Raw genomic sequence first — 18,181 nt, 5'->3', positions numbered from 1 at the left:
CCCGCTCTGCGCGATCCGCGCGGCCAGTTCCGGTCGCCCGCAGACCAACAGGATCGGGATGCCGGGCCAGGTGCTCACATGCCAACGGGCACTGGCGAAAGCCAACCACACCGAGGGTGCTACGCCGTCCAGTCCGTTGACGTCGACCAGCACTGCAGCCGGCTCACCGAGGGCCGCCTCGATCACTCTGTCGCGGACTCTCCTAACGTGCTGCTGTCCAGCGTTCCGACCGCCGTCAGCAGGCACACCGTGCCGATCGTCGCCGCCGACAGTCTCAGCTCGTCCGATGTCCCGGTCAGGGCCTGTCACCTCGTCTGTTGTCTGCCATCGCGTTCACCATCATCACCCGGTGGCTACCCGCGGAGCTGCGTCGGCAATCTCGATTCAGCTCACCGTCAGCAGGGTGTGATCCAGATCGGAGAGCACCTCGGTGGGCAGCCTGCCGGTGAAAGCCGCCAGGAAGCGGGCGGCCAGATCGCGCACCTTGACGTTGGTCTCCTGCGAACGCCACACCAGGATGTCGAACGCCCGCTCGGCGGAGATGCCGTAGCAGACCATCAGCACCCCCTTGGCCTGCTCGATCACCGCCCGGGACGCGGCGGCCTCGGAGATCGCCGCACTGACGTCGGCCTGGAGCACGTCGGTGACGTCGACGTAGAAGCCCGCGGTGCCGATCACCGTGCCGGCGTCGTCGAGCATGCGGTCGCTGACCACGATCACCCAGTGGACCTGTCCGCCGGTGTCGATGATCCGATGCCGGCTGGAGAACGGCTCCCCCTGGCCGACCCGCTCCAGCACCTCGGCGACCTGGGCCCGGTCCTCGGGATGCTTGTGTTGCAGCAAGATGGCGGTGCTCGGTTTCACCGTGCCCGGCTCGTAGCCGTGCATCCGGGCCACCGCGTCCGACCACTCCCAGCGCTTGTCCTTGATCCAGTACCGGAACCGGCCGACGCGCTGCGGTTCACCGCTGCCGACCATCAGGTCGAGATCGTCGTGGTCTTCGGCGCTCTCGTTCAACGGCGTTGCAGTCGAAGGGTTGACATCACCGATCACCGCGCACCCGCCCTCTCGTGCCCGACACCTATGAGCTGATTGCCAACGGCCGGCGGCGAGCCGCGGTCTGGAATCAGAGGCAGTTGAATGCACGGACAGTCTGGACCGGCGCTGGTTGTTGAACGCCCGAGCTTGGCGTAACTATCCACAATTTCGAAACGCCACGCAACTACTACCGCGTTTCCGGTTCGGCGTTGACGGGTACGCGCACAACGACGTGGGGTGAGGTTCCAGCAAAGTGGACCTCTGCCCATCGTGAACCGACGAAAGGAGTCATCGTGACGCTCTTCAAGACTGCCGCCGGCGCGGCGGGAATCGCAGCGCTGAGCCTCTTCTCGGCGACGACCGCCATGGCCGATCCGGCTGTCCAGCCCTTCGGAAGCAGCGAACAGCTCAACGACGGCGCGCTGGCGACATCCTACACGGTCAGCAACCTCGGGCCGGCGAACACCGCGATCCCCGGTTACCAGCCGCAGGGCAAGCTCTACGCCGCCGACGTGACCGCACGCGCGGACCGGGGCACGGTCACCCCGCTGGTCACCGACTTCAACGCCCGGACGGCCGACAGTCAGACGTATCGGGTGATCAACACCGTGCCCACACCGGGCGGCATCAACCCCGGGCCGATCCCGCAGGGGGGCGTGGCGAGCGGCAAGATCTACTTCGACGTGACGGGTCAGCCGCCGGACGGTGTCGTTTACAACGATGGCGTCCAGGATGTGCTGATCTGGTCGAACAAGGCCTGACGCCGAGCCGGGATGGGCGCGATCCTATCGGGTCGGGCACATCTGGCGATCAGACCTGCAGCCGTTGCCGCAGCAGTGACTTGCCTTCTTCGCGCAACCGCACCCCGCCGTTTGACAAAACCGGTGGCGGGTAACCGTGTGCCGAGATCGAAGGGAGCATCCAATGCCGAAAACTGCGGACTTCGTCCTGGCAAGGCTCCGTGACTGGGGAGTGCACCGGATCTTCGGCTACCCCGGCGACGGGATCCTGTCGATGATCGGCGCCCTGGACCGCGCGGACGGAGACCCGGAACTGATCCAGCCGCGCCACGAAGAGATGGCGGCGTTCATGGCCACCGGCCACGCCAAATTCACCGGAAAGCTCGGGTGTTGCCTGGCCACATCCGGCGGCGGAGCGATCCATCTGCTCAACGGGCTCTACGACGCCAAACTCGACCACCAGCCGGTGGTCGCGATCATCGGGCAGCAGAAGCGGATGTCGCTGGGTGCGGCCTTCCAGCAGGAGATCGACCCGAACTCGCTGTACAAGGACGTCTCGTCGGACTTCGTCCAGACCTGCATGGCGCCGGTGCAGGCCCGCCACTTGGTGGACCGGGCCTGCAAGGTGGCGCTGACCAATCGGACGGTAGCCACCATCATCCTGCCTGAGGACGTCGCCGAGGAGGAGGCGGTAACCTCGCCGCCACGTGAACACGGTGCGGTGTTCAGCAGCGTCGGGTGGGTGAAACCGCGGATGATCCCGCCGCGCACCGAGCTGCGAAAAGCCGCCGAGATCCTCAACGAGGGTCAGAAAGTGGCGATCCTGGTCGGCGCGGGGGCCGGCGACGCCGCCGACGAAGTGGTGGAAGTCGCCGATCTGCTCGGTGCCGGTGTCGCCAAGACATCGTTGGGGCGCGCTGCGCTGCCCGATGAACTGCCGTATGTCACCGGGCCGATCGGTCTGCTGGGCTCCACCGCCAGCGAGGCGATGATGTCGGGCGCCGACACCTTGTTCATGATCGGAACGAGCTTTCCCTACGCCGAATGGTTGCCGAAGGAAGGGCAGTGCCGCGCGGTGGAGATCAACCACGACGGGCGGATGATCGGGGTGCGCTACCCGGTACAGGCCAACCTGATCGGAGATTCCCAAGACACCCTGGCTGAACTGATCCCGCTGCTGAACCGCAAGAAGGACCGCTCCTGGCGGCGCAAGGTCGAAAGCGAGGTGGAGACCTGGTGGCGGGTGCTGAGCGATCGGGCGCACGACAAGGCCACCCCGCTCAACCCCGAGCTGGTGGTGCACGAGCTGTCCAAGCGGCTGCCCGACAATGCCGTGGTCACCACCGACGCCGGCTCGGTGGCCAACTGGTGGGCGCGGCACCTGCGGCTGCGGCGAGGCATGGCGGCGTCACTGGCCGGCAATCTCGCGACGATGGGTCCCGGGACGCCGTACGCGGTCAGCGCCAAGCTCGCGCACCCGGACCGGCCGGTGATCGCCGTTGTCGGCGACGGCGTGTTCCAGATGAACGGCATGGCCGAGATGATCACCGTCAAGCGCTACCAGGACCGGTTGTCCGACGGGCCGCTGATCTTCTGCGTGTTCAACAACCAGGACCTCAATCAGGTGACCTGGGAGCAGCGGGCGATGGGAGGCGAACGCAAGTTCAAAGGCTCGCAATACATTCCGGACGTGCCCTATGCCGATTTCGCGAACCTGCTAGGGCTGACCGGGATCCGTTGCGACAGCCCCGACAAGATCGGCCAGGCGTGGGACCAGGCGATGGCGGCGCCCGGGCCGGTGGTGCTGGAAGTCGTCGTGGACGCCGACATCCCGCCGGTGCCCCCGCACATCGAGAAGATGATCGCCAAGAACACCGCCAAGGCGATCATCAAGGACCCGGACCGGGTCAGCGTCGTCACCAAGGGCGCGAAGCAGAAGATGCACGAGTTCACCGAATCAGCGAAGCAGTCGGTGCGCGACATCCGCAGCAAGAACGGCGGGTAGGCACTGATGACCGCCGTGGGCGTGCCCTGTGACGTGCGCCGGCGGCCGCTGAGGCTGGACGGCGTCTATGTGCCACAGGCTGATTCGCGGCTTCTCATCGACGCTGTGGAGCTCAGCGGGCTGGCATCGCGGGCCCGCGTGCTGGACCTGTGCGCGGGCAGCGGCGTAGCGGCCATCGCCGCGGCCGAGCTGGGCGCCGACAGAGTCACCGCCTTCGACCTGTGCCCGCACGCGGTGCGTTGCTCGCGAGACAACGCACGCGCCGCGGGGGTCAGCGTCGCGGTGCGGCGGGGGTGTTGGAGCGCCGCACTGCGGTGCGCCCCGTTCGACCTCGTGGTGTCCAATCCGCCGTATGTGCCCTCGCCGCCCGACGGCGGCCCGGTCCCGGCGGCGGGCGGACCCGAGTTGTCGTGGAACGGTGGGGTCGACGGGCGGATTGTGCTGGACCCGCTGTGCCGTTCGGCGACCGCGCTGTTGCGCCCCGGTGGTTCGGCGTTGTTGGTGCAGTCCGGGCTTGCCGATGCGGGCCGGTCTCTGACGATCCTGCGTCGCAGCGGGCTGACCGCCGACGTGGTTGCCGCACAATGGGTTCCGTTCGGACCGGCGCTCTCGGCGCGGGCCGACTGGCTGGAACGCACCGGCCGGTTGCCCCGGGGTTGTCGGGTCGAGCGGTTGGTGGTGATCCGGGCGGACAAGCCGTGACCGAGCGGCAGCCTCGCCTGGTACAACCCGTGCGCAACGGCCCCGTTCTGGTGGCCGGTCCGGTGCGCATCGAGACGCCTGACGGCGGCGTCGTCGAATCCGATCGATTCATGGTCGCGATCTGCGGTTGCGGGCGCAGCCACACCTACCCGCTGTGCGACACCAGCCATCGGCGCTGCCGGGGCTGATCCGGACCGTCAGCGGTCGTAGTCGTCCTGCAGCGGAACGCTGATCGCCTGTTCGAGCAGATCGGCCGGATCGGCGTCGGTGTCGCCGGCGTTTTCGAGTCGGGCCGGATCCACGCCTTCGTCCTCGGCAGTGGCGTCGATCTGCTGTTCGGCCAGATCGGCCTCCGGGACATCGTCGGTCGGTGGCCGTTCTTCAGCGTTGGTCATCATGATCCCCTTCGTTTCCCGGCCCGCGCGCCCTGGCGCGACCGTTCGAGATTCCGGGCGGCGACGAGCAGCGCGTAGTCCGACTTGAGCTGGGTGTTGTCGGACCGCAGCCGGCTGTTGTCGGACTCCAATCTGGTGTTGTGGGCCTGCAACCGGGCGTTGTGGGCCTCCAGGCCGAGAATCTCTCCGATACCCGCCACATTGATTCCGGCTCCGACCAACTCCACGATCCGCCGCAACCGGACGAGGTCGTCATCGCTGTAGCGACGTGTGCCGCCGGCGGTGCGAGCCGGCATCAGCAGACCTCGGCTCTCATAGAGCCGCAAGGTCTGCGGGCCGATACCGGACAACTCTGCGGCCACAGAGATGCTGTATACCCCGAGCCCGGACCGGGCATTCATCGCGTCGGCCACGACATGTCACTCTCGCTCGTCGGAAAAGTCTGCTTGCGTAAACCTACCACTGGTGCTATATAAAAATCTATGTCGGCAGACATAGAAGATCTGCCGCAGACCGAGGAGGTGGAAATGATGTTGATGCGTACCGACCCGTTCCGTGATCTCGACCGCTGGACCCAGCAGGTGCTGGGCACCGCGGCGCGGCCGGCGGTCATGCCGATGGATGCCTGGCGTGACGGCGACCAGTTCATCGTCGAGTTCGACCTGCCCGGGGTGGCAGAGGATTCCCTGGATCTCGATGTCGAACGCAATGTCCTGACGGTGCATGCCGAACGTCCGGGGCTGGATCAAAGTCGCGAGATGGTGTCGGCGGAACGGCCCCGCGGTGTATTCAGCCGCCAGTTGTTCCTCGGCGACAATCTGGACGCGGGCCAGATCGAGGCCAGCTACCAAGACGGCGTGCTGCGGCTGACCATTCCGGTCGCAGAGAAGGCAAAGCCCCGGCGGATCAAGATCGCCAGTAGCCACGGCGAGCGGGCCATCAACGCCTGATTGCGAGGGGCCGGGCGGCGGCCGGCTACCCGGTGAAGGAGGTGAGCGCAATGACCACCGACACTGTGACCGCAGAGGTTCTCGATGAGGCGGAGAGCATCGTGCGCGCCGAATGGCTGCGCCTGTTGACTGCCGCAGATCCCGGGCGCCAGAAGGCGGCATCCACCGAAAAGCCCGTCGCCCGGCCTCGCCCCCCGAAGCTCGCCCTGTGCAGCGCCACTCCTGAGCGGCGCGAGGTGCCATTGCCGGCCGACTGCCGACACCGGTCGGCCACGCGGCGGCCCAACAGGAGAGTGTGGCCGACACAGCGGTCCCCTCCGTGACGCAGCCGATTTGATCAAGTGATGGCGGGAAAGGGAGGTGATGACCTAACGCGATCAACAACGGGCGGTGACTCGTGCGGCGCTCACCGATGTCCGACCATTGTGAGCGCGTTCGACGCAGACCGGGCCTGCGCGCGCATCGCCACCGATGTGGCAGCGAAACTAAGGTGGGCCGAACGCGATGTCGCCGCAGGGGGCGACGGGGTTCCGCTGCCGTCAATGCTCTCCCGGCAGCGGGCCTCGCCGGCCTGGTAGATGTCGATCATGTGCGGTGGTCCCGGCTTGGACCTTGGTGGCGTTATGAGCAAGAGTCCCGATCCCTACACAGTCCTTGGCGTGACAGCGGCTGCCACGCTGGCTGAGATCAGTCATGCCTTCCGTACCAAGTTGCGCACGCTCCATCCCGATGCCGGTAATGCGGGCTCTCCGCCAACCGCCGGCACCGAGGCGCAGCTACAGCAGCTTCTGAGCGCGTACGCGTTGTTGCGGCGCGGCGGCCACCATGCCGACGCCGATCGCAAGTCGCCGACTCGGCCCACCGCCGATCGGAAAGGGCCGGTGGAGGTCCGGGTCACCTACGGTGACCCTCCCGCTCCAGTCCGTCGGCCAGATCTGTGGGTCGGCCCGCTGCGCCGCCATCGCTGACGTCTATGGCCCGGTGATTGTGGTGCCTGGACGGTCACGTCACGCCGTCGTCTCGATGCGAACGTTGCCGAACTCCAGCAGGTCGACCAGCCGGTGCACGACGGCTCGGGCGCTGCGCAGTAAGGCGGTTCGGCCGTGGGCGGCGCAGGAACGATCGAGCAGGCAGAGTTGCCGGTGACCGACGAATTCCAGTTCCCGCGCGTCGATCTCGAGGGTGTCGCGCGACAGCAGCGGCAGGACCCGCTGCAGGGTGGTCAGGAACAGCGGCTCGCTGGCGGCGTCGAGATTTCCGGCCAGGGCGATCGCATTGTGGTGCGCGGGCTGGGTGTAGAGCTGGAACGGGACCGAGGAATCCGGGCCGGCCGTTGGATGCAGACACAGCAGCCCGGCAGCGGCATCGCCGAGTTCGTTGACGTCGAAACCGCACATCGCCGCCACAGGCAGTGTGGAGATCCGCCGATCACCGAGGAACTCCAGCGCGGCCTGCGCCTCGCGCTGCTCCGGCGTACGCGCCACCGGCGTCACGTCGATGACCACCCGCAGCCCGCTGTAGCCCTCGGCGACCGCGCCGATCGCAGCTGCGGCGTAGCGCTCGGTCATGGCTTCGGCGTCGACGACGTCGCTGCCCTTACGGAACGCGAAATGCTCCGGCACGGTCCTGACGTCCACCCGGCTCGCACCGCCACCGAGCCCCGCCGTGGCGAGGGCGGACCGCAATGCGGCAGGCTCGCCGTCGCCGACGTAGACGGTGCGCTGGCCGAGGCTCAGGCCGACCGCGAGGTATTGCGCGGCGCGGTCGAGGAATTCGGCGTAGTCCCGGTACTGCCAGCCGATGTGCCCGTATTCGCCGGACGGGTCAGCCCGGTGTGCGCCCATCATGCCGACTTCCTCATGCTCAGGTGCGCCTGCACGGTGGTCCCGGTCGTCGCGGTGTGGATGCGTACCAGGTCCGCGGTCGCGTTGACCACGAACAATCCATAGCCGTTGGCGCCGTCGTCACGGATGATCGGCCGCCGTCCGGCCAGCGGGTCGGCCAGCTGACCGGAGTCGCGCACCTGGCAGATCAATTGGTCGCCCGACTCCCACAGCAGCAGCGTGCACGGCCCGCGGCCGTGCTGCAGACTGTTGGAGGCCAATTCGTTGACGATCAGTTGCAGATCGGCGATGTCGGTGGGGGAGAAGCCGAACCAGCGGGCGTACTTGGCGGAGAACTGCCGCGCGCCGGCCAGATCGGTAAGTCGGTGCAGCGTATAGCTCGCTGCGGTCGGACTGCTGGGCAGCGGCTCGTTGTAGCGAGCCCACGCCGCGTCGGGGGCGAAACCAGGACTGGTTCGCTCCGGAACCCCGGGTCCAGTCAGGCGCGGGTGGGTGACCTCCGCGTCGACGAGGATGTCGGAGTCCAGATGCGTTGCGTCATAAGGGCACAGCACCGTGATGTCCCGGCCGGCGAATGCCTGATTGACCAGCGCTTCGTGCTGCACGCAGGCCGGATACTCCAGCTTGGATCGGCCATTCCAGACCGGCTCGCCCACCAAGCGCACCGGACCCGTCGGGTGTTGGGCGGCAAAGGTGCCCAACACGCCACCCAGGATGTGCCCCGGGTTTCGTCCCACCCGGCTCATGTCGGTCAGGGTGGCGGGCTTGCCGGGGCTGGTGATGTCGGCGAGGGCATCGTGCAGCAGTGCGAGACCCGGCTCGGGCACCGCCACCAGAACGGGGAAGCCGGCGCTGACGGAATCGGCGACGAAGGGCGCCAGACAGTCCAGATACTCCTTCGGCGACCGGTAGAACATCGCGATATGCCGCAACGATCCGCCATCTTCGACAGCGACAGTCATCGCATGTGCCCCTGTCATCCAACGGGAATGGGCTGCAGAACCTGTTCAGTTTAGCGCTGTGCACCTCCAACCGGCAGCCCGCGGCGTCGGTGACGACGCTCGAATCAGGACCAGACGCTCAGGTCAATACCAGTAGCGTCGGCCGGCGACCGGGCGACCGATGGCGCCCAGAATCCACAGCGCCGCACCGACAACCAGCAGAATGACTCCGATCGTCCACAACACGTTGACCTTGAGAACGAGCGCCAGAATTATCAGGATCACTCCGAGACCAATCATCAACGAATCCCCTTCTTCAGACAATCGAACCGACCGCGCTCCGTGAACTGGGTTGCGGTAAATGACAATCCGTCACGACCGGATTGAAACCGGCATAGTTCAACGGGCCGGCCTGTATCTCATTCAGTTCCCGATCTTGCCGTTGTCGAAACCTCGCGGTTCGCCACCGCCGGCGCGATGTTTGGCGGTGGCGGTGGCGGGGTAGGCGCGGGAATCGGTGAAACATTTCAGGGACTTCAGGAACGGAGTGCGCGGATGATGTTGCTCGGCAACGGCGAATCCGATCTGCGGCGCGGTAGCCACGCCGAGTGGATCGGCGAGGCGGGCGACGTCGTCGATCGGATGCTGTGCAATGTCGCACACGGCCGTTTCGAGAGGTCGCTGTCGGCGATGACGGCGTTCGCCGCGGTCGTGACCACTGCCGAGATCTACTTGGAGCACTACAAAGCCGGATTCGGGAACAAATGGATGTGGAGCCCGGTACTGGTCACGCCGCCGGTGGTGGTCGCCGGAATCGGCGGTGTGTTCTCCCGCCGCTGGGCCAAACGCTGGCTGCCCCTGACCGCCGCGATGTACGCCGCCAACGGCCTGCTCGGTGAGTACCTGCATGCCCGCGGCGTGGCCCGCAGGCCCGGCGGCTGGCGGATGGCCAGTTACAACATTCCGATGGGGCCGCCGATCGCGGCGCCTGGCCTGATGGCGATGGTCGGCGGGATGGGCCTGCTGGCTGCGGTGCTGCGCCGCGAACCCTGAGCTTGCGCCAGGCCATGGCCGACACCTCCCGCCCCCACCACCTGCCCAACCTGCGGGCCGACCGCCAGCCCCCGCACCCCTCGTGGCTGCCCAGGCAGCGCCGGGGCATCACGCCGCAGATGATCGGGCGCTACCCCGATTTCGACGTGCTCACCACCACCGACAGCTGGGACGAGGCCACCAGACAGGTGGTGCTGGCCCGGCTGGAGCCGCCGGGGCCGCTGCGGTTCTTCACCGTCGCCGAGGAGCCAACGCTGCGTGCGTTCTGCGACATCGTGCTGGCCCAGGACCGCGAACCGCGGGTGCCGGTGGCCGAATTCGTCGACGCCAAGCTGGCCGATGGGCAGCTCGACGGTTACCAGTACGCCGACATGCCCGACGACCGGCAGACCTGGCGGTTGGTGCTCTGCGGATTGGATGAGGCGGCGCGGGAGCGGTACGGCAAGGAATCGTTCGCCGCCGCCGAGGTCGCCACCCAGCTGGCGTTGGTCGATCAGTTCTGTCGGGCGCGTCTGCGTGGCGGCAGCTGGGCGCAGCTGAACGTGAGCCGCGCCTGGTCGGTGTGCATGCGGATGACGTTGTCGGCGTTCTATTCACACCCGTGGGCGTGGAACGAGATCGGGTTCGGAGGCCCCGCGTACCCGCGTGGCTTCATGCGGCTGGGCGGACCGAGCGGACCGGCAGCGGCCCGGGAACCCTTCGAGACCCGCGGCGCCCTCGACAAGGATCCGGTGGAACTCGTGCAGGAAGAGGGGGAATAGTGGGCGACTTCTGGCGGGGTCTGCTCAAGGGATCGCTGGGCCCACCCGACAACGACTCGCGGTTCCTGCTGGATGTGCAGTCACGCGCCCTGCCCGGCGAAGAGACCATGCGCCGCTACGCAACCGACGACGACGTCGATCTGGTGGTGGTCGGCGCCGGCGCTGGGGGATCAGTGCTGGCGCAGCGCCTGGCGCGCGCCGGGTGGCGCGTCGTGATCATCGAGGCAGGCCCGTTCTGGCATCCCGACGCCGACTGGGTGTCCGACGAAGCCGGTTCGCACCCGCTGTACTGGACGCAGAAGCGCATCATCGGCGGCGACGACCCGATCGAGTTGGGCAAGAACAACTCCGGCCGTGGGGTCGGCGGCTCGATGGTGCACTATGCCGGTTACTGCCCGCGGTTCCACCCCAGCGACCTGCGCACCGCCAGCCTCGATGGCGTCGGCGCGGACTGGCCGATCGACTACTCCGACATCCGGCGCCACTACGAGGTGCTCGAGGCCGAACTCCCGGTGGCCGGGCAGAACTGGCCGTGGGGCTATCCGCATCGTTATCCGTCGTCGCCGCACCCGATCTCCGGCGCCGCGTCGAAGCTGTGGGAGGGTGCGCGCAACCTGGGAATCGAGATGCGGGTCGGACCGGTGGGAATCGTCAACGGCACCTTCGGAAATCGGCCGCACTGCATCTACCGCGGCTACTGTCTGCAGGGCTGCAAGGTCAACGCCAAGGCCAGCCCGTACGTCACCCACCTGCCCGACGCGTTGGCGCACGGTGTGGAGATCCGCGCCGACTGCATGGCCACCCGAGTAGAACTCGACGACGCCGGGGCCGCCCACGGAGTCGTCTATCACGACGGCCACGGGACCGAGCAGCTGCAACGCGCCAAGACCGTCGCCATTGCCGGGTATTCCATCGAAACTCCACGGCTGCTGCTCAATTCGGCCAGCCCCCGCCACCGGCACGGCCTGGGCAACAACACCGATCAGGTCGGGCGCTACGTCATGGTGCAGGGTGCCTCCCAGGCGGCGGGGCGTTGGTCGCAGGAGCTGCGGATGTACAAGGCGCCGCCCCCGCAGGTGACCAGCGAACAGTTCTACGAGACCGACACCGGCCGCGGATTCGCCCGCGGCTTCTCCATTCAGACCGTGTCACCGCTGCCGATAGGCTGGTCGGAACACGTACTCGCCGACGGCCATTGGGGGCGCGCGATGCGCGAATACATGCGCGACTACAACCACTGGAGCACCATCGGGGTGCTCAACGAACTGCTGCCGCTGCCGGACAACCGGATCACGCTGGCCGACGAAACCGACTGCCACGGAATCCCGGTGGCCCGGATGGACTACACCCGCTGCGATAACGACAAGGCCAACATGGAGTACTCCACCCAGGTGATCACCGACATCCTGCACGCGGCCGGCGCCCAGGATGTGCTGACGATCCGGCGTTACGCCCACCTGATCGGCGGCGCCCGGATGGGCACCGCTCCGGAGAACTCCGTCGTCGACGCCGACCACCGGATGTGGGGCGTGCCGAACGTCTTCATCGCCGACGGATCGGTGTTTCCGACGCAGGGCTCGGCCAATCCCGCGCTGACCATCATGGCGCTGGCGTCGCGGCTTGCCGAGCGGCTGGCCGGAAAGAGGGTCGGACAGAAAGGGGTTCAGTCATGACTCGAACCGTCGTCATCACCGGCGCCAGTGCCGGGATCGGGCGCGCCGTCGCGCAACTCTACGGGCGCCGCGGGGCCAGGGTGGCACTGCTCGCCCGCGGCGAGGCCGGATTGCGGGGCGCGGCGCGCGATGTCGAAGACGCCGGCGGGACCGCGCTGGCTCTTCCCACCGACGTCGCCGACCACGCGGCGCTCGAAACCGCCGCCGATCGGGTGGAGGCGGAACTCGGCCCGATCGACGTCTGGATCAACGTCGCATTCGCCTCGGTATTCGCGCCGTTCACCGAGATCAGCCCCGAGGAGTTCAAGCGGGTGACCGAGGTGTGCTACCTCGGATTCGTCTACGGCACCATGGCGGCGCTGGCAAGGATGAAGCCCCGCGGTCACGGCACCATCGTGCAGGTGGGCTCCGCGCTCGGAGAGCGGTCGATCCCGCTGCAGTCGGCGTACTGCGGCGCCAAACACGCCATCAACGGGTTCACCGAATCGGTGCGCTGCGAGCTGCTGCACGACGGCTCCGGGGTCAACATCACAGTCGCCCAGATGCCGGCCGTCAACACCCCGCAGTTCTCCTGGGTGTTGTCGAGGCTGCCCCGTCATCCGCAGCCGGTTCCGCCGATCTATCAACCGCAGTTGGTTGCCCGCGCGGTGTTGCACGCCGCCGATCATCCGCGCCGCAAGCAGCGCTGGGTGGGCGCCAGCACCGCCGCCACCCTGCTGGCGCAGAAGCTCGCCGCGCCGCTGCTCGACCGCTACCTGGCGCGCACCGGATACGAGTCGCAACAGACCGGCGAAAGGGCGCCCGGTGAGGGCCCGTACAACCTGTGGCAGCCGCTGGACGACCGGCCGGGCAGTGATCACGGGGCGCGCGGTGTGTTCGACGACTCCTCGCATGTGCACGGCCCGCAGATCTGGGCGGCCCGGCATGCCGGGCTTGTGGCGGGGGCGGCGACCGCGTTGGGGATGGCCGGGGCCGGTGTACTGGCCGCCCGGCGCCGCTGAGGCGGATGTGGTGGTTTCCGGACGCGCGGGGCGGGTACCCAGCACGCACTGCTGAATGGAGGCCTCATGCCCAAGACGACGAAGAGCGGCACCGCCAAGCGCAGCGAGTTGCCCAGTACCCTGCAGCGCTCCGGCAGCAAAGCGCAGCGCACCTTCGCCAAAGCGCACGACGCGGCCGCCAAGGAGTACGGCAGCGAGCAGCGCGCCCACCGGGTCGCCTACGCGGCGCTCAAGCACAGTTTCGAGAAGGTCGGCGACCACTGGGAGCCCAAGAGGAAGCGCGGCCCATCGGACAAGCGCGCGGCCAGCGGCGGCCCGAATGCTTCGGGGCCGAGTGCTGAGGGTGTCGATGCCAACGCCAGCAAGCAGCATCTGCTGCATGTCGCACGTCGGCTGGACATTCACGGCCGCTCGACGATGCGGAAGGCGGAGCTGGTCACGGCGATCAAGAAGCACAACCGCCGTGTCCGCGGCAAGTAGCCGGATCGCGGGAGCGCGGCGCGTCGCAGGATGCTGACCACCCGGATCAGGTGGTCAAGAACGCCGACTCATCCATGTCCGTCGCGCCCGTCGGCCAAGGCGGGGATCGGCGTCCGGTCCAGGTGCGCCAGCAGATCCTCGGCATTGTCGAAAGCCGCTGTGGCGCCTGCGGTTTGCAATTCATCGCGGGAGACCCCGCCGCTGAGCAGGCCGATGCAAGGCACGCCGGCGCGCACACATGCCTGCGCGTCCCACACCGCGTCGCCGACGAATATCGCGCGCCGCGCGGGTGCGCCGATGCGCTCCAGCGCTGTCCCGATGATGTCCGGCTCCGGCTTGGCGACGTCGACGTCGGACGCCGACGTGACCGCGGTGACCACGTCGTCGCAGTCGAGTACCTTGCGCAGCACCGCCAGCTCGTCCTCGGGTGCGGAGGTGGCCAGCACCACCGGAAGGCCCATAGCGGCCACACGTTCCAGCAACCGCCGGGCGCCCGGCAGCGGCGACAGCAGCGCCGCCGACTCCAGGTAATACCGAGCGTGCAGATCCTTGAGTCGTTCGCGGACACGGGCGGGTGCGTCGTTGGACAGCAGTCGTACCAGAGCGGATCCGTCCATGCCGATGGCGCGGTGGATACGCCAGGTCTCCACCGCGATATCGGCCTCGGCGAACGCGCGCCGCCAGGCGCGTACGTGCAGATAGTTGGAATCGACCAGGGTGCCGTCGACGTCGAACAACACCGCCGATTGGTCAGTCACGGGCCTGCCTCTCTCGTTTGCGGATGTGCTGACCGGGATACCCAGCCGGGGAACTCCCCATACCGGACGAGAGGAAATGCCGTGGCAACCGACGATCGCGACCCCAAGCAGCGACAGCTCGACGACTACCGGGCCGATCGGCAGATCGGCGATCTGACCACCCAACAGGGCGTGCGAGTCGACCACACCGACGACGCGCTGAGCGTCGGCGAACGCGGACCGACGCTGCTGGAGGACTTTCACGCCCGCGAGAAGGTCACCCACTTCGACCATGAGCGGATTCCCGAGCGGGTGGTGCACGCCCGGGGGTCGGGCGCCTACGGCCACTTCGAGCCCTACGACGATTCGCTCGCCGAATACACCGCGGCACCGTTCTTGACCACGCCGGGCACCACGACCCCGGTGTTCGTGCGGTTCTCCACGGTGGCGGGCTTCCGCGGTTCGGCCGACACCGTCCGTGACGTGCGCGGTTTCGCCACCAAGTTCTACACCGAGCAGGGAAACTACGACCTGGTGGGCAACAACTTCCCGGTGTTCTTCATCCAGGACGGCATCAAGTTCCCCGATTTCGTACACGCGGTGAAACCCGAGCCGGACAACGAGATTCCGCAGGCCCAGTCCGCCCACGACACCCTGTGGGACTTCGTGGCGCTGCAGCCGGAGACGCTGCACGCCATCATGTGGCTGATGTCGGATCGGGCACTGCCCCGCAGTTACCGGATGATGCAGGGTTTCGGAGTCCACACCTTCCGCCTCGTCAACGCTGCCGGCGAGGGAACCTTCGTGAAGTTCCACTGGAAGCCGAAACTCGGTGTTCATTCGCTGATCTGGGACGAATGCCAGAAGGTTGCCGGCAAGGACCCCGACTTCAATCGTCGCGACCTGTGGGACGCCATCGAGGCAGGTCAGTACCCGGAGTGGGAGTTGGGGGTGCAGCTGGTGGCCGAGGCCGACGAGGACAACTTCGACTTCGATTTGCTGGACGCTACGAAACTCATTCCGGAAGAACAGGTTCCGGTGCAACCCGTCGGCAAGATGGTGCTCAACCGCAACCCGGACAACTTCTTCGCCGAAACCGAGCAGGTCGCTTTTCACACCGCCAATCTCGTGCCGGGCATCGACTTCACCAACGACCCGCTGCTGCAGTTCCGTAACTTCTCCTACCTGGACACCCAGCTGATCCGGCTCGGCGGACCCAACTTCGCGCAGCTGCCGGTCAACCGGCCGGTCGCCGAGGTGCACACCAATCAGCACGACGGCTACGGCCAACACGCAATTCCGCAGGGCAGGTCCAGTTACTACAAGAACACGGTGGGTGGCGGCTGCCCGGCATTGGCTGACGAGGGCGTGTTCCGGCATTACACCGAGAAAGTGGACGGCGAGAAGATCCGTAAGCGCGCCGCGAGCTTCCAGAACCACTACAGCCAGGCCCGGATGTTCTACCGGAGCATGTCGGCGCCGGAGGCCGAGCACATCATCGCCGCCTACGCCTTCGAGCTGGGGAAATGCGAAACAGTCGAGATCCGCGAGCGCGCTGTCGATCAGTTGAGCCGGATCGACCCTGGTTTGGCGAACCAGGTTGCCGAGAAGCTGGGTCTGCCCGTGCCTAGCGAACAGACCGGCGAGAAGGCCGCCCAGAATAAAGCCCCAGTTTCACCGGCACTGTCGCAGCTCAACACCGCAACCGAAAGCGTCGAAAGCCGCAAGATCGCGGTGCTGGCCGCCGACGGTGTCGACGTCGACGGTACCCAGAGCTTCATCGAGGCGATGCGCCGGCGCGGTGCTGTTGTCGAGGTGCTGGCTCCCGTCGCGGGAGGCTCCCTGGCCGGCGGTTCAGGCGGGGAACTCGCCGTCGACCGGGCGATCACCACGATGGCCTCGGTGCTCTACGACGCGGTGGTGGTGCCCTGCGGCCCGGATGCGATGCGCACCCTGTCCGCGGACGGTTATGCGATGCACTTCATCACCGAGGCCTACAAGCACCTCAAGGCGATCGGAGCGTTCGGGGCCGGCGTCGAGCTGTTGCCCGCGGCCGGCGTCGCCGAACAACTCGCCCAGGACATCGCGGTCACCGTCGCACACGGTGTGGTGACGACGACTGCGGCCGCCGGCGACCTGGGTGAGCCGTTCTTCGAGGCGTTCGCCGCCGAGCTGGCCAAGCATCGGGCTTGGGACCGGTCGACGGACGCCGTGCCTGCCTGAGTTCAGTGCACCGCGTGCAGGGGCCGACCGGACTTCTGCACGGCGGCCAGTGCGTCCTCCAGCGACTTAACCAGTGGCAGCCGCCCATCGGGATCGCAGATCCGCAGCACTGTGGTCAGCGCCAGGCCGGGTATGACCATCAGTTGTATCCGACCTTTGGCGCACCGGGCGTTGATCGCCTGCAGCGCCGAAAACCCCACGGTGCCAATGAAGGCCAATGCGGACAGGTCCAAGATCAGCCATTCGCAGCAGTCGGAGCAGCGCTTGACATAGTCGGCGAACGGGCCGGCGTTGGCGGCGTCGATCTCTCCGTTCGCGGCCAGCACCGCTCCAGTCCGGCCCCAATGCACGGTGAAGTCGGCGGTGTGGCTCTGCCATGCGTGCGTGGCTTCGCTTGCGGGGGTGGCGAAGGCGTTGTCTGAAATCTTGTTCGTAGTCATTCTGGTGGCTCCATCAGTCGACGAATCGTGCTGTTGGATCACGTCAGCGTAGTTGTTCCGACCTCTAAAACGCGGGACGTTCACTGCGGCTGTGAACTCAACCGGAGAATCCAGACGTTACCGATGCGGCTTCCGGTTGGTAAAGACTTGAGTAACAAATTCGGGAAAAACCCAGTGAAACCTTATGTTTCAGATCGTGCGCAGTGACGACCGCCCTGCTGACCAGTTCGTCATCATGACATCGGCGAGTCGATCCTCGACCACGGCATGGGCCCGCATCCCAAACACCACGTCGGCCTCCAGGGTCGGCTCATGATCTAGCAGGTCAGCGATCACATCGGTGCGCACGACCTGTTCGTGTACCGCGTCGGCTTCGACATGCTCGGCATAGAACGTCACGCACGGTTCCGGCGCGCCTATGCGTCGCAGCCCGGCCACCAGCCGACCAGATCCGGGGGAGGAGGTTATCTCCGTTGCTGCGAAGTGTCCGACGGCGGCGCCCAGCCAGCGGCGATGCAGGCCGAACAGCGACATCAGGTTCACCACCGCCAGCGACTCGGCGGGAACAACGTCGAGGTAGGCGAGGTATTCAGCATCCAAATCGGCGGCGGTGAGCAGATCGGCGAACAGTTGCTGGTGCATCCGCGCGGCGCGGCCGGCGCCGTACTCGTCGAACTCGACCGCGACGAACGAGGCCTTGGCCGGGCCGGTCAGGCGCGGGATCGCCCAGGCATGCGGGTCGCCCTCCTTGAGGTGGTACAGCGACCGGTGCACGAAGTACTCGCGGGCCTGCTCCCACGTGCCGTGATCGCGCAGATGCCAGGACGGGCCGGTCCCGTGCACGGGCTCGGTTGCCGCAGAGGTCATTTCGGTGTCGACGGTAACGTCCGGAGGTATCGGGCCGACGCCACGCCGCACACTATCGAGAAACATTCGCTCCAGACATGCGCGCAGTTCCAGTAAGGTGGCATCCCATTCCCAGTCGGGATCGACGTCGCCGAAGCCGCGGTAGTGCAACTCGTAGCAGACATACAAGGCCAGTTGCAGGTCCCGGCCGTACGGATCGGCGTCGGCCACAGACGGATCGAATCGGTCTACGCCGGCTGGCCTGCGGAGAAGGTCGAAGATTGCGGCGGACAACGGGCCGGCCGGAGTCGGCAACCAGGGCCCAGCGCGGGGCAATGCGATGCTCACGCCC

21 protein-coding genes are annotated in these 18,181 nt (G+C 67.1%); 12 read left to right on the top strand and 9 right to left on the bottom strand.

Annotated elements, in window-relative coordinates; genetic code table 11:
• Positions 1-384 precede the first annotated feature (384 nt).
• Positions 385-978, bottom strand: a complete 594-nt coding sequence (locus tag K6T84_RS16270) for a PAS and ANTAR domain-containing protein (RefSeq protein WP_224865922.1) — start codon at positions 976-978, stop codon at positions 385-387.
• Between the two features lie 350 nt (positions 979-1,328).
• Between K6T84_RS16270 and K6T84_RS16265 the strand changes: the two genes are divergently transcribed.
• From K6T84_RS16265 to K6T84_RS16250, 4 genes are all read left to right on the top strand, one after another.
• Entirely contained in the window at positions 1,329-1,799 is a 471-nt protein-coding gene (locus tag K6T84_RS16265; protein ID WP_408066128.1) for an MPT63 family protein, read from the top strand.
• Between the two features lie 163 nt (positions 1,800-1,962).
• Entirely contained in the window at positions 1,963-3,783 is a 1,821-nt protein-coding gene (locus K6T84_RS16260) for a thiamine pyrophosphate-requiring protein (protein WP_224862084.1), read from the top strand.
• Between the two features lie 6 nt (positions 3,784-3,789).
• Positions 3,790-4,485 (top strand): HemK2/MTQ2 family protein methyltransferase, encoded by a 696-nt coding sequence (locus K6T84_RS16255; RefSeq protein ID WP_225401902.1) that lies wholly within the window; start codon positions 3,790-3,792, stop codon positions 4,483-4,485.
• Positions 4,482-4,673 carry a CDGSH iron-sulfur domain-containing protein gene (locus K6T84_RS16250; RefSeq protein ID WP_224862080.1) on the top strand — a complete coding sequence of 64 codons (192 nt, stop codon included), beginning with the start codon at positions 4,482-4,484 and terminating at the stop codon, positions 4,671-4,673. The genes K6T84_RS16255 and K6T84_RS16250 overlap by 4 nt, the downstream gene beginning before the upstream one ends.
• A 9-nt stretch (positions 4,674-4,682) precedes the next feature.
• On the opposite strand, the gene K6T84_RS16245 is transcribed toward K6T84_RS16250, so the two are convergent.
• Together K6T84_RS16245 and K6T84_RS16240 are read right to left on the bottom strand one after the other, a co-directional pair.
• Positions 4,683-4,883, bottom strand: a complete 201-nt coding sequence (locus K6T84_RS16245; RefSeq protein ID WP_224862078.1) for an Rv3202a family protein — start codon at positions 4,881-4,883, stop codon at positions 4,683-4,685.
• On the bottom strand, positions 4,880-5,293 hold the full coding sequence (locus K6T84_RS16240; protein ID WP_408066126.1) for a MerR family transcriptional regulator: 414 nt from the start codon (positions 5,291-5,293) through the stop codon (positions 4,880-4,882). Before K6T84_RS16240 ends, K6T84_RS16245 begins: the two co-directional genes overlap by 4 nt.
• A gap of 114 nt (positions 5,294-5,407) precedes the next feature.
• On the opposite strand from K6T84_RS16240, the gene K6T84_RS16235 reads away from it, so the two are divergent.
• A complete protein-coding gene (locus K6T84_RS16235; protein ID WP_304621337.1) occupies positions 5,408-5,830 on the top strand; it encodes an Hsp20/alpha crystallin family protein in 423 nt (140 codons plus the stop codon).
• Between the two features lie 623 nt (positions 5,831-6,453).
• Positions 6,454-6,798 (top strand): J domain-containing protein, encoded by a 345-nt coding sequence (locus tag K6T84_RS16230; RefSeq protein ID WP_224862076.1) that lies wholly within the window; start codon positions 6,454-6,456, stop codon positions 6,796-6,798.
• A 39-nt stretch (positions 6,799-6,837) separates the two neighbouring features.
• Here K6T84_RS16230 and K6T84_RS16225 read toward each other — a convergent pair whose 3' ends face one another.
• The 3 genes from K6T84_RS16225 to K6T84_RS16215 form a co-directional block, all read right to left on the bottom strand.
• Entirely contained in the window at positions 6,838-7,677 is an 840-nt protein-coding gene (locus K6T84_RS16225; protein WP_225401900.1) for an MEDS domain-containing protein, read from the bottom strand.
• Positions 7,674-8,636 carry an anti-sigma factor RsbA family regulatory protein gene (locus K6T84_RS16220; RefSeq protein WP_225401899.1) on the bottom strand — a complete coding sequence of 321 codons (963 nt, stop codon included), beginning with the start codon at positions 8,634-8,636 and terminating at the stop codon, positions 7,674-7,676. The genes K6T84_RS16225 and K6T84_RS16220 overlap by 4 nt, the downstream gene beginning before the upstream one ends.
• Before the next feature lie 123 nt (positions 8,637-8,759).
• A complete protein-coding gene (locus K6T84_RS16215; protein ID WP_224862070.1) occupies positions 8,760-8,915 on the bottom strand; it encodes a DUF6131 family protein in 156 nt (51 codons plus the stop codon).
• Between the two features lie 255 nt (positions 8,916-9,170).
• Here K6T84_RS16215 and K6T84_RS16210 point away from each other — a divergent pair, with 255 nt between their 5' ends.
• The 5 genes from K6T84_RS16210 to K6T84_RS16190 all read left to right on the top strand — a co-directional run bounded on the left by K6T84_RS16210 (position 9,171) and on the right by K6T84_RS16190 (position 13,583).
• Positions 9,171-9,668 (top strand): hypothetical protein, encoded by a 498-nt coding sequence (locus K6T84_RS16210; RefSeq protein ID WP_224862068.1) that lies wholly within the window; start codon positions 9,171-9,173, stop codon positions 9,666-9,668.
• A gap of 14 nt (positions 9,669-9,682) precedes the next feature.
• The gene (locus tag K6T84_RS16205) at positions 9,683-10,429 is read left to right on the top strand and encodes a gluconate 2-dehydrogenase subunit 3 family protein (protein WP_225401898.1); all 747 of its coding nucleotides are present in this window, start codon (positions 9,683-9,685) and stop codon (positions 10,427-10,429) included.
• The gene (locus tag K6T84_RS16200) at positions 10,429-12,102 is read left to right on the top strand and encodes a GMC family oxidoreductase (RefSeq protein ID WP_225401897.1); all 1,674 of its coding nucleotides are present in this window, start codon (positions 10,429-10,431) and stop codon (positions 12,100-12,102) included. Before K6T84_RS16205 ends, K6T84_RS16200 begins: the two co-directional genes overlap by 1 nt.
• Positions 12,099-13,103, top strand: coding sequence for an SDR family oxidoreductase (locus K6T84_RS16195; RefSeq protein ID WP_225401896.1), 1,005 nt, complete (start codon positions 12,099-12,101; stop codon positions 13,101-13,103). The genes K6T84_RS16200 and K6T84_RS16195 overlap by 4 nt, the downstream gene beginning before the upstream one ends.
• Positions 13,104-13,169: 66 nt before the next feature.
• Positions 13,170-13,583, top strand: coding sequence for a ChaB family protein (locus K6T84_RS16190; RefSeq protein ID WP_225401895.1), 414 nt, complete (start codon positions 13,170-13,172; stop codon positions 13,581-13,583).
• Between the two features lie 68 nt (positions 13,584-13,651).
• Here K6T84_RS16190 and K6T84_RS16185 read toward each other — a convergent pair whose 3' ends face one another.
• The gene (locus K6T84_RS16185) at positions 13,652-14,341 is read right to left on the bottom strand and encodes an HAD family hydrolase (RefSeq protein ID WP_225401894.1); all 690 of its coding nucleotides are present in this window, start codon (positions 14,339-14,341) and stop codon (positions 13,652-13,654) included.
• 81 nt (positions 14,342-14,422) lie between these two features.
• On the opposite strand from K6T84_RS16185, the gene K6T84_RS16180 reads away from it, so the two are divergent.
• Positions 14,423-16,543 (top strand): catalase, encoded by a 2,121-nt coding sequence (locus K6T84_RS16180; RefSeq protein WP_225401893.1) that lies wholly within the window; start codon positions 14,423-14,425, stop codon positions 16,541-16,543.
• 2 nt (positions 16,544-16,545) lie between these two features.
• Here the strand turns inward: K6T84_RS16180 and K6T84_RS16175 are convergent, their stop codons facing one another.
• Positions 16,546-16,983 carry an STAS domain-containing protein gene (locus K6T84_RS16175; RefSeq protein WP_224862054.1) on the bottom strand — a complete coding sequence of 146 codons (438 nt, stop codon included), beginning with the start codon at positions 16,981-16,983 and terminating at the stop codon, positions 16,546-16,548.
• Between the two features lie 189 nt (positions 16,984-17,172).
• A complete protein-coding gene (locus K6T84_RS16170) occupies positions 17,173-18,177 on the bottom strand; it encodes an iron-containing redox enzyme family protein (protein WP_225401892.1) in 1,005 nt (334 codons plus the stop codon).
• Positions 18,178-18,181 lie beyond the last annotated feature (4 nt).

Origin of the sequence: Mycobacterium zoologicum (assembly GCF_020181635.2) — a bacterium.
Taxonomy (GTDB): Bacteria; Actinomycetota; Actinomycetes; order Mycobacteriales; family Mycobacteriaceae; genus Mycobacterium; species Mycobacterium zoologicum.
The sequence above is the reverse complement of the archived record's forward strand: the minus strand, read 5'-3'. Positions and strand labels throughout refer to the sequence as shown.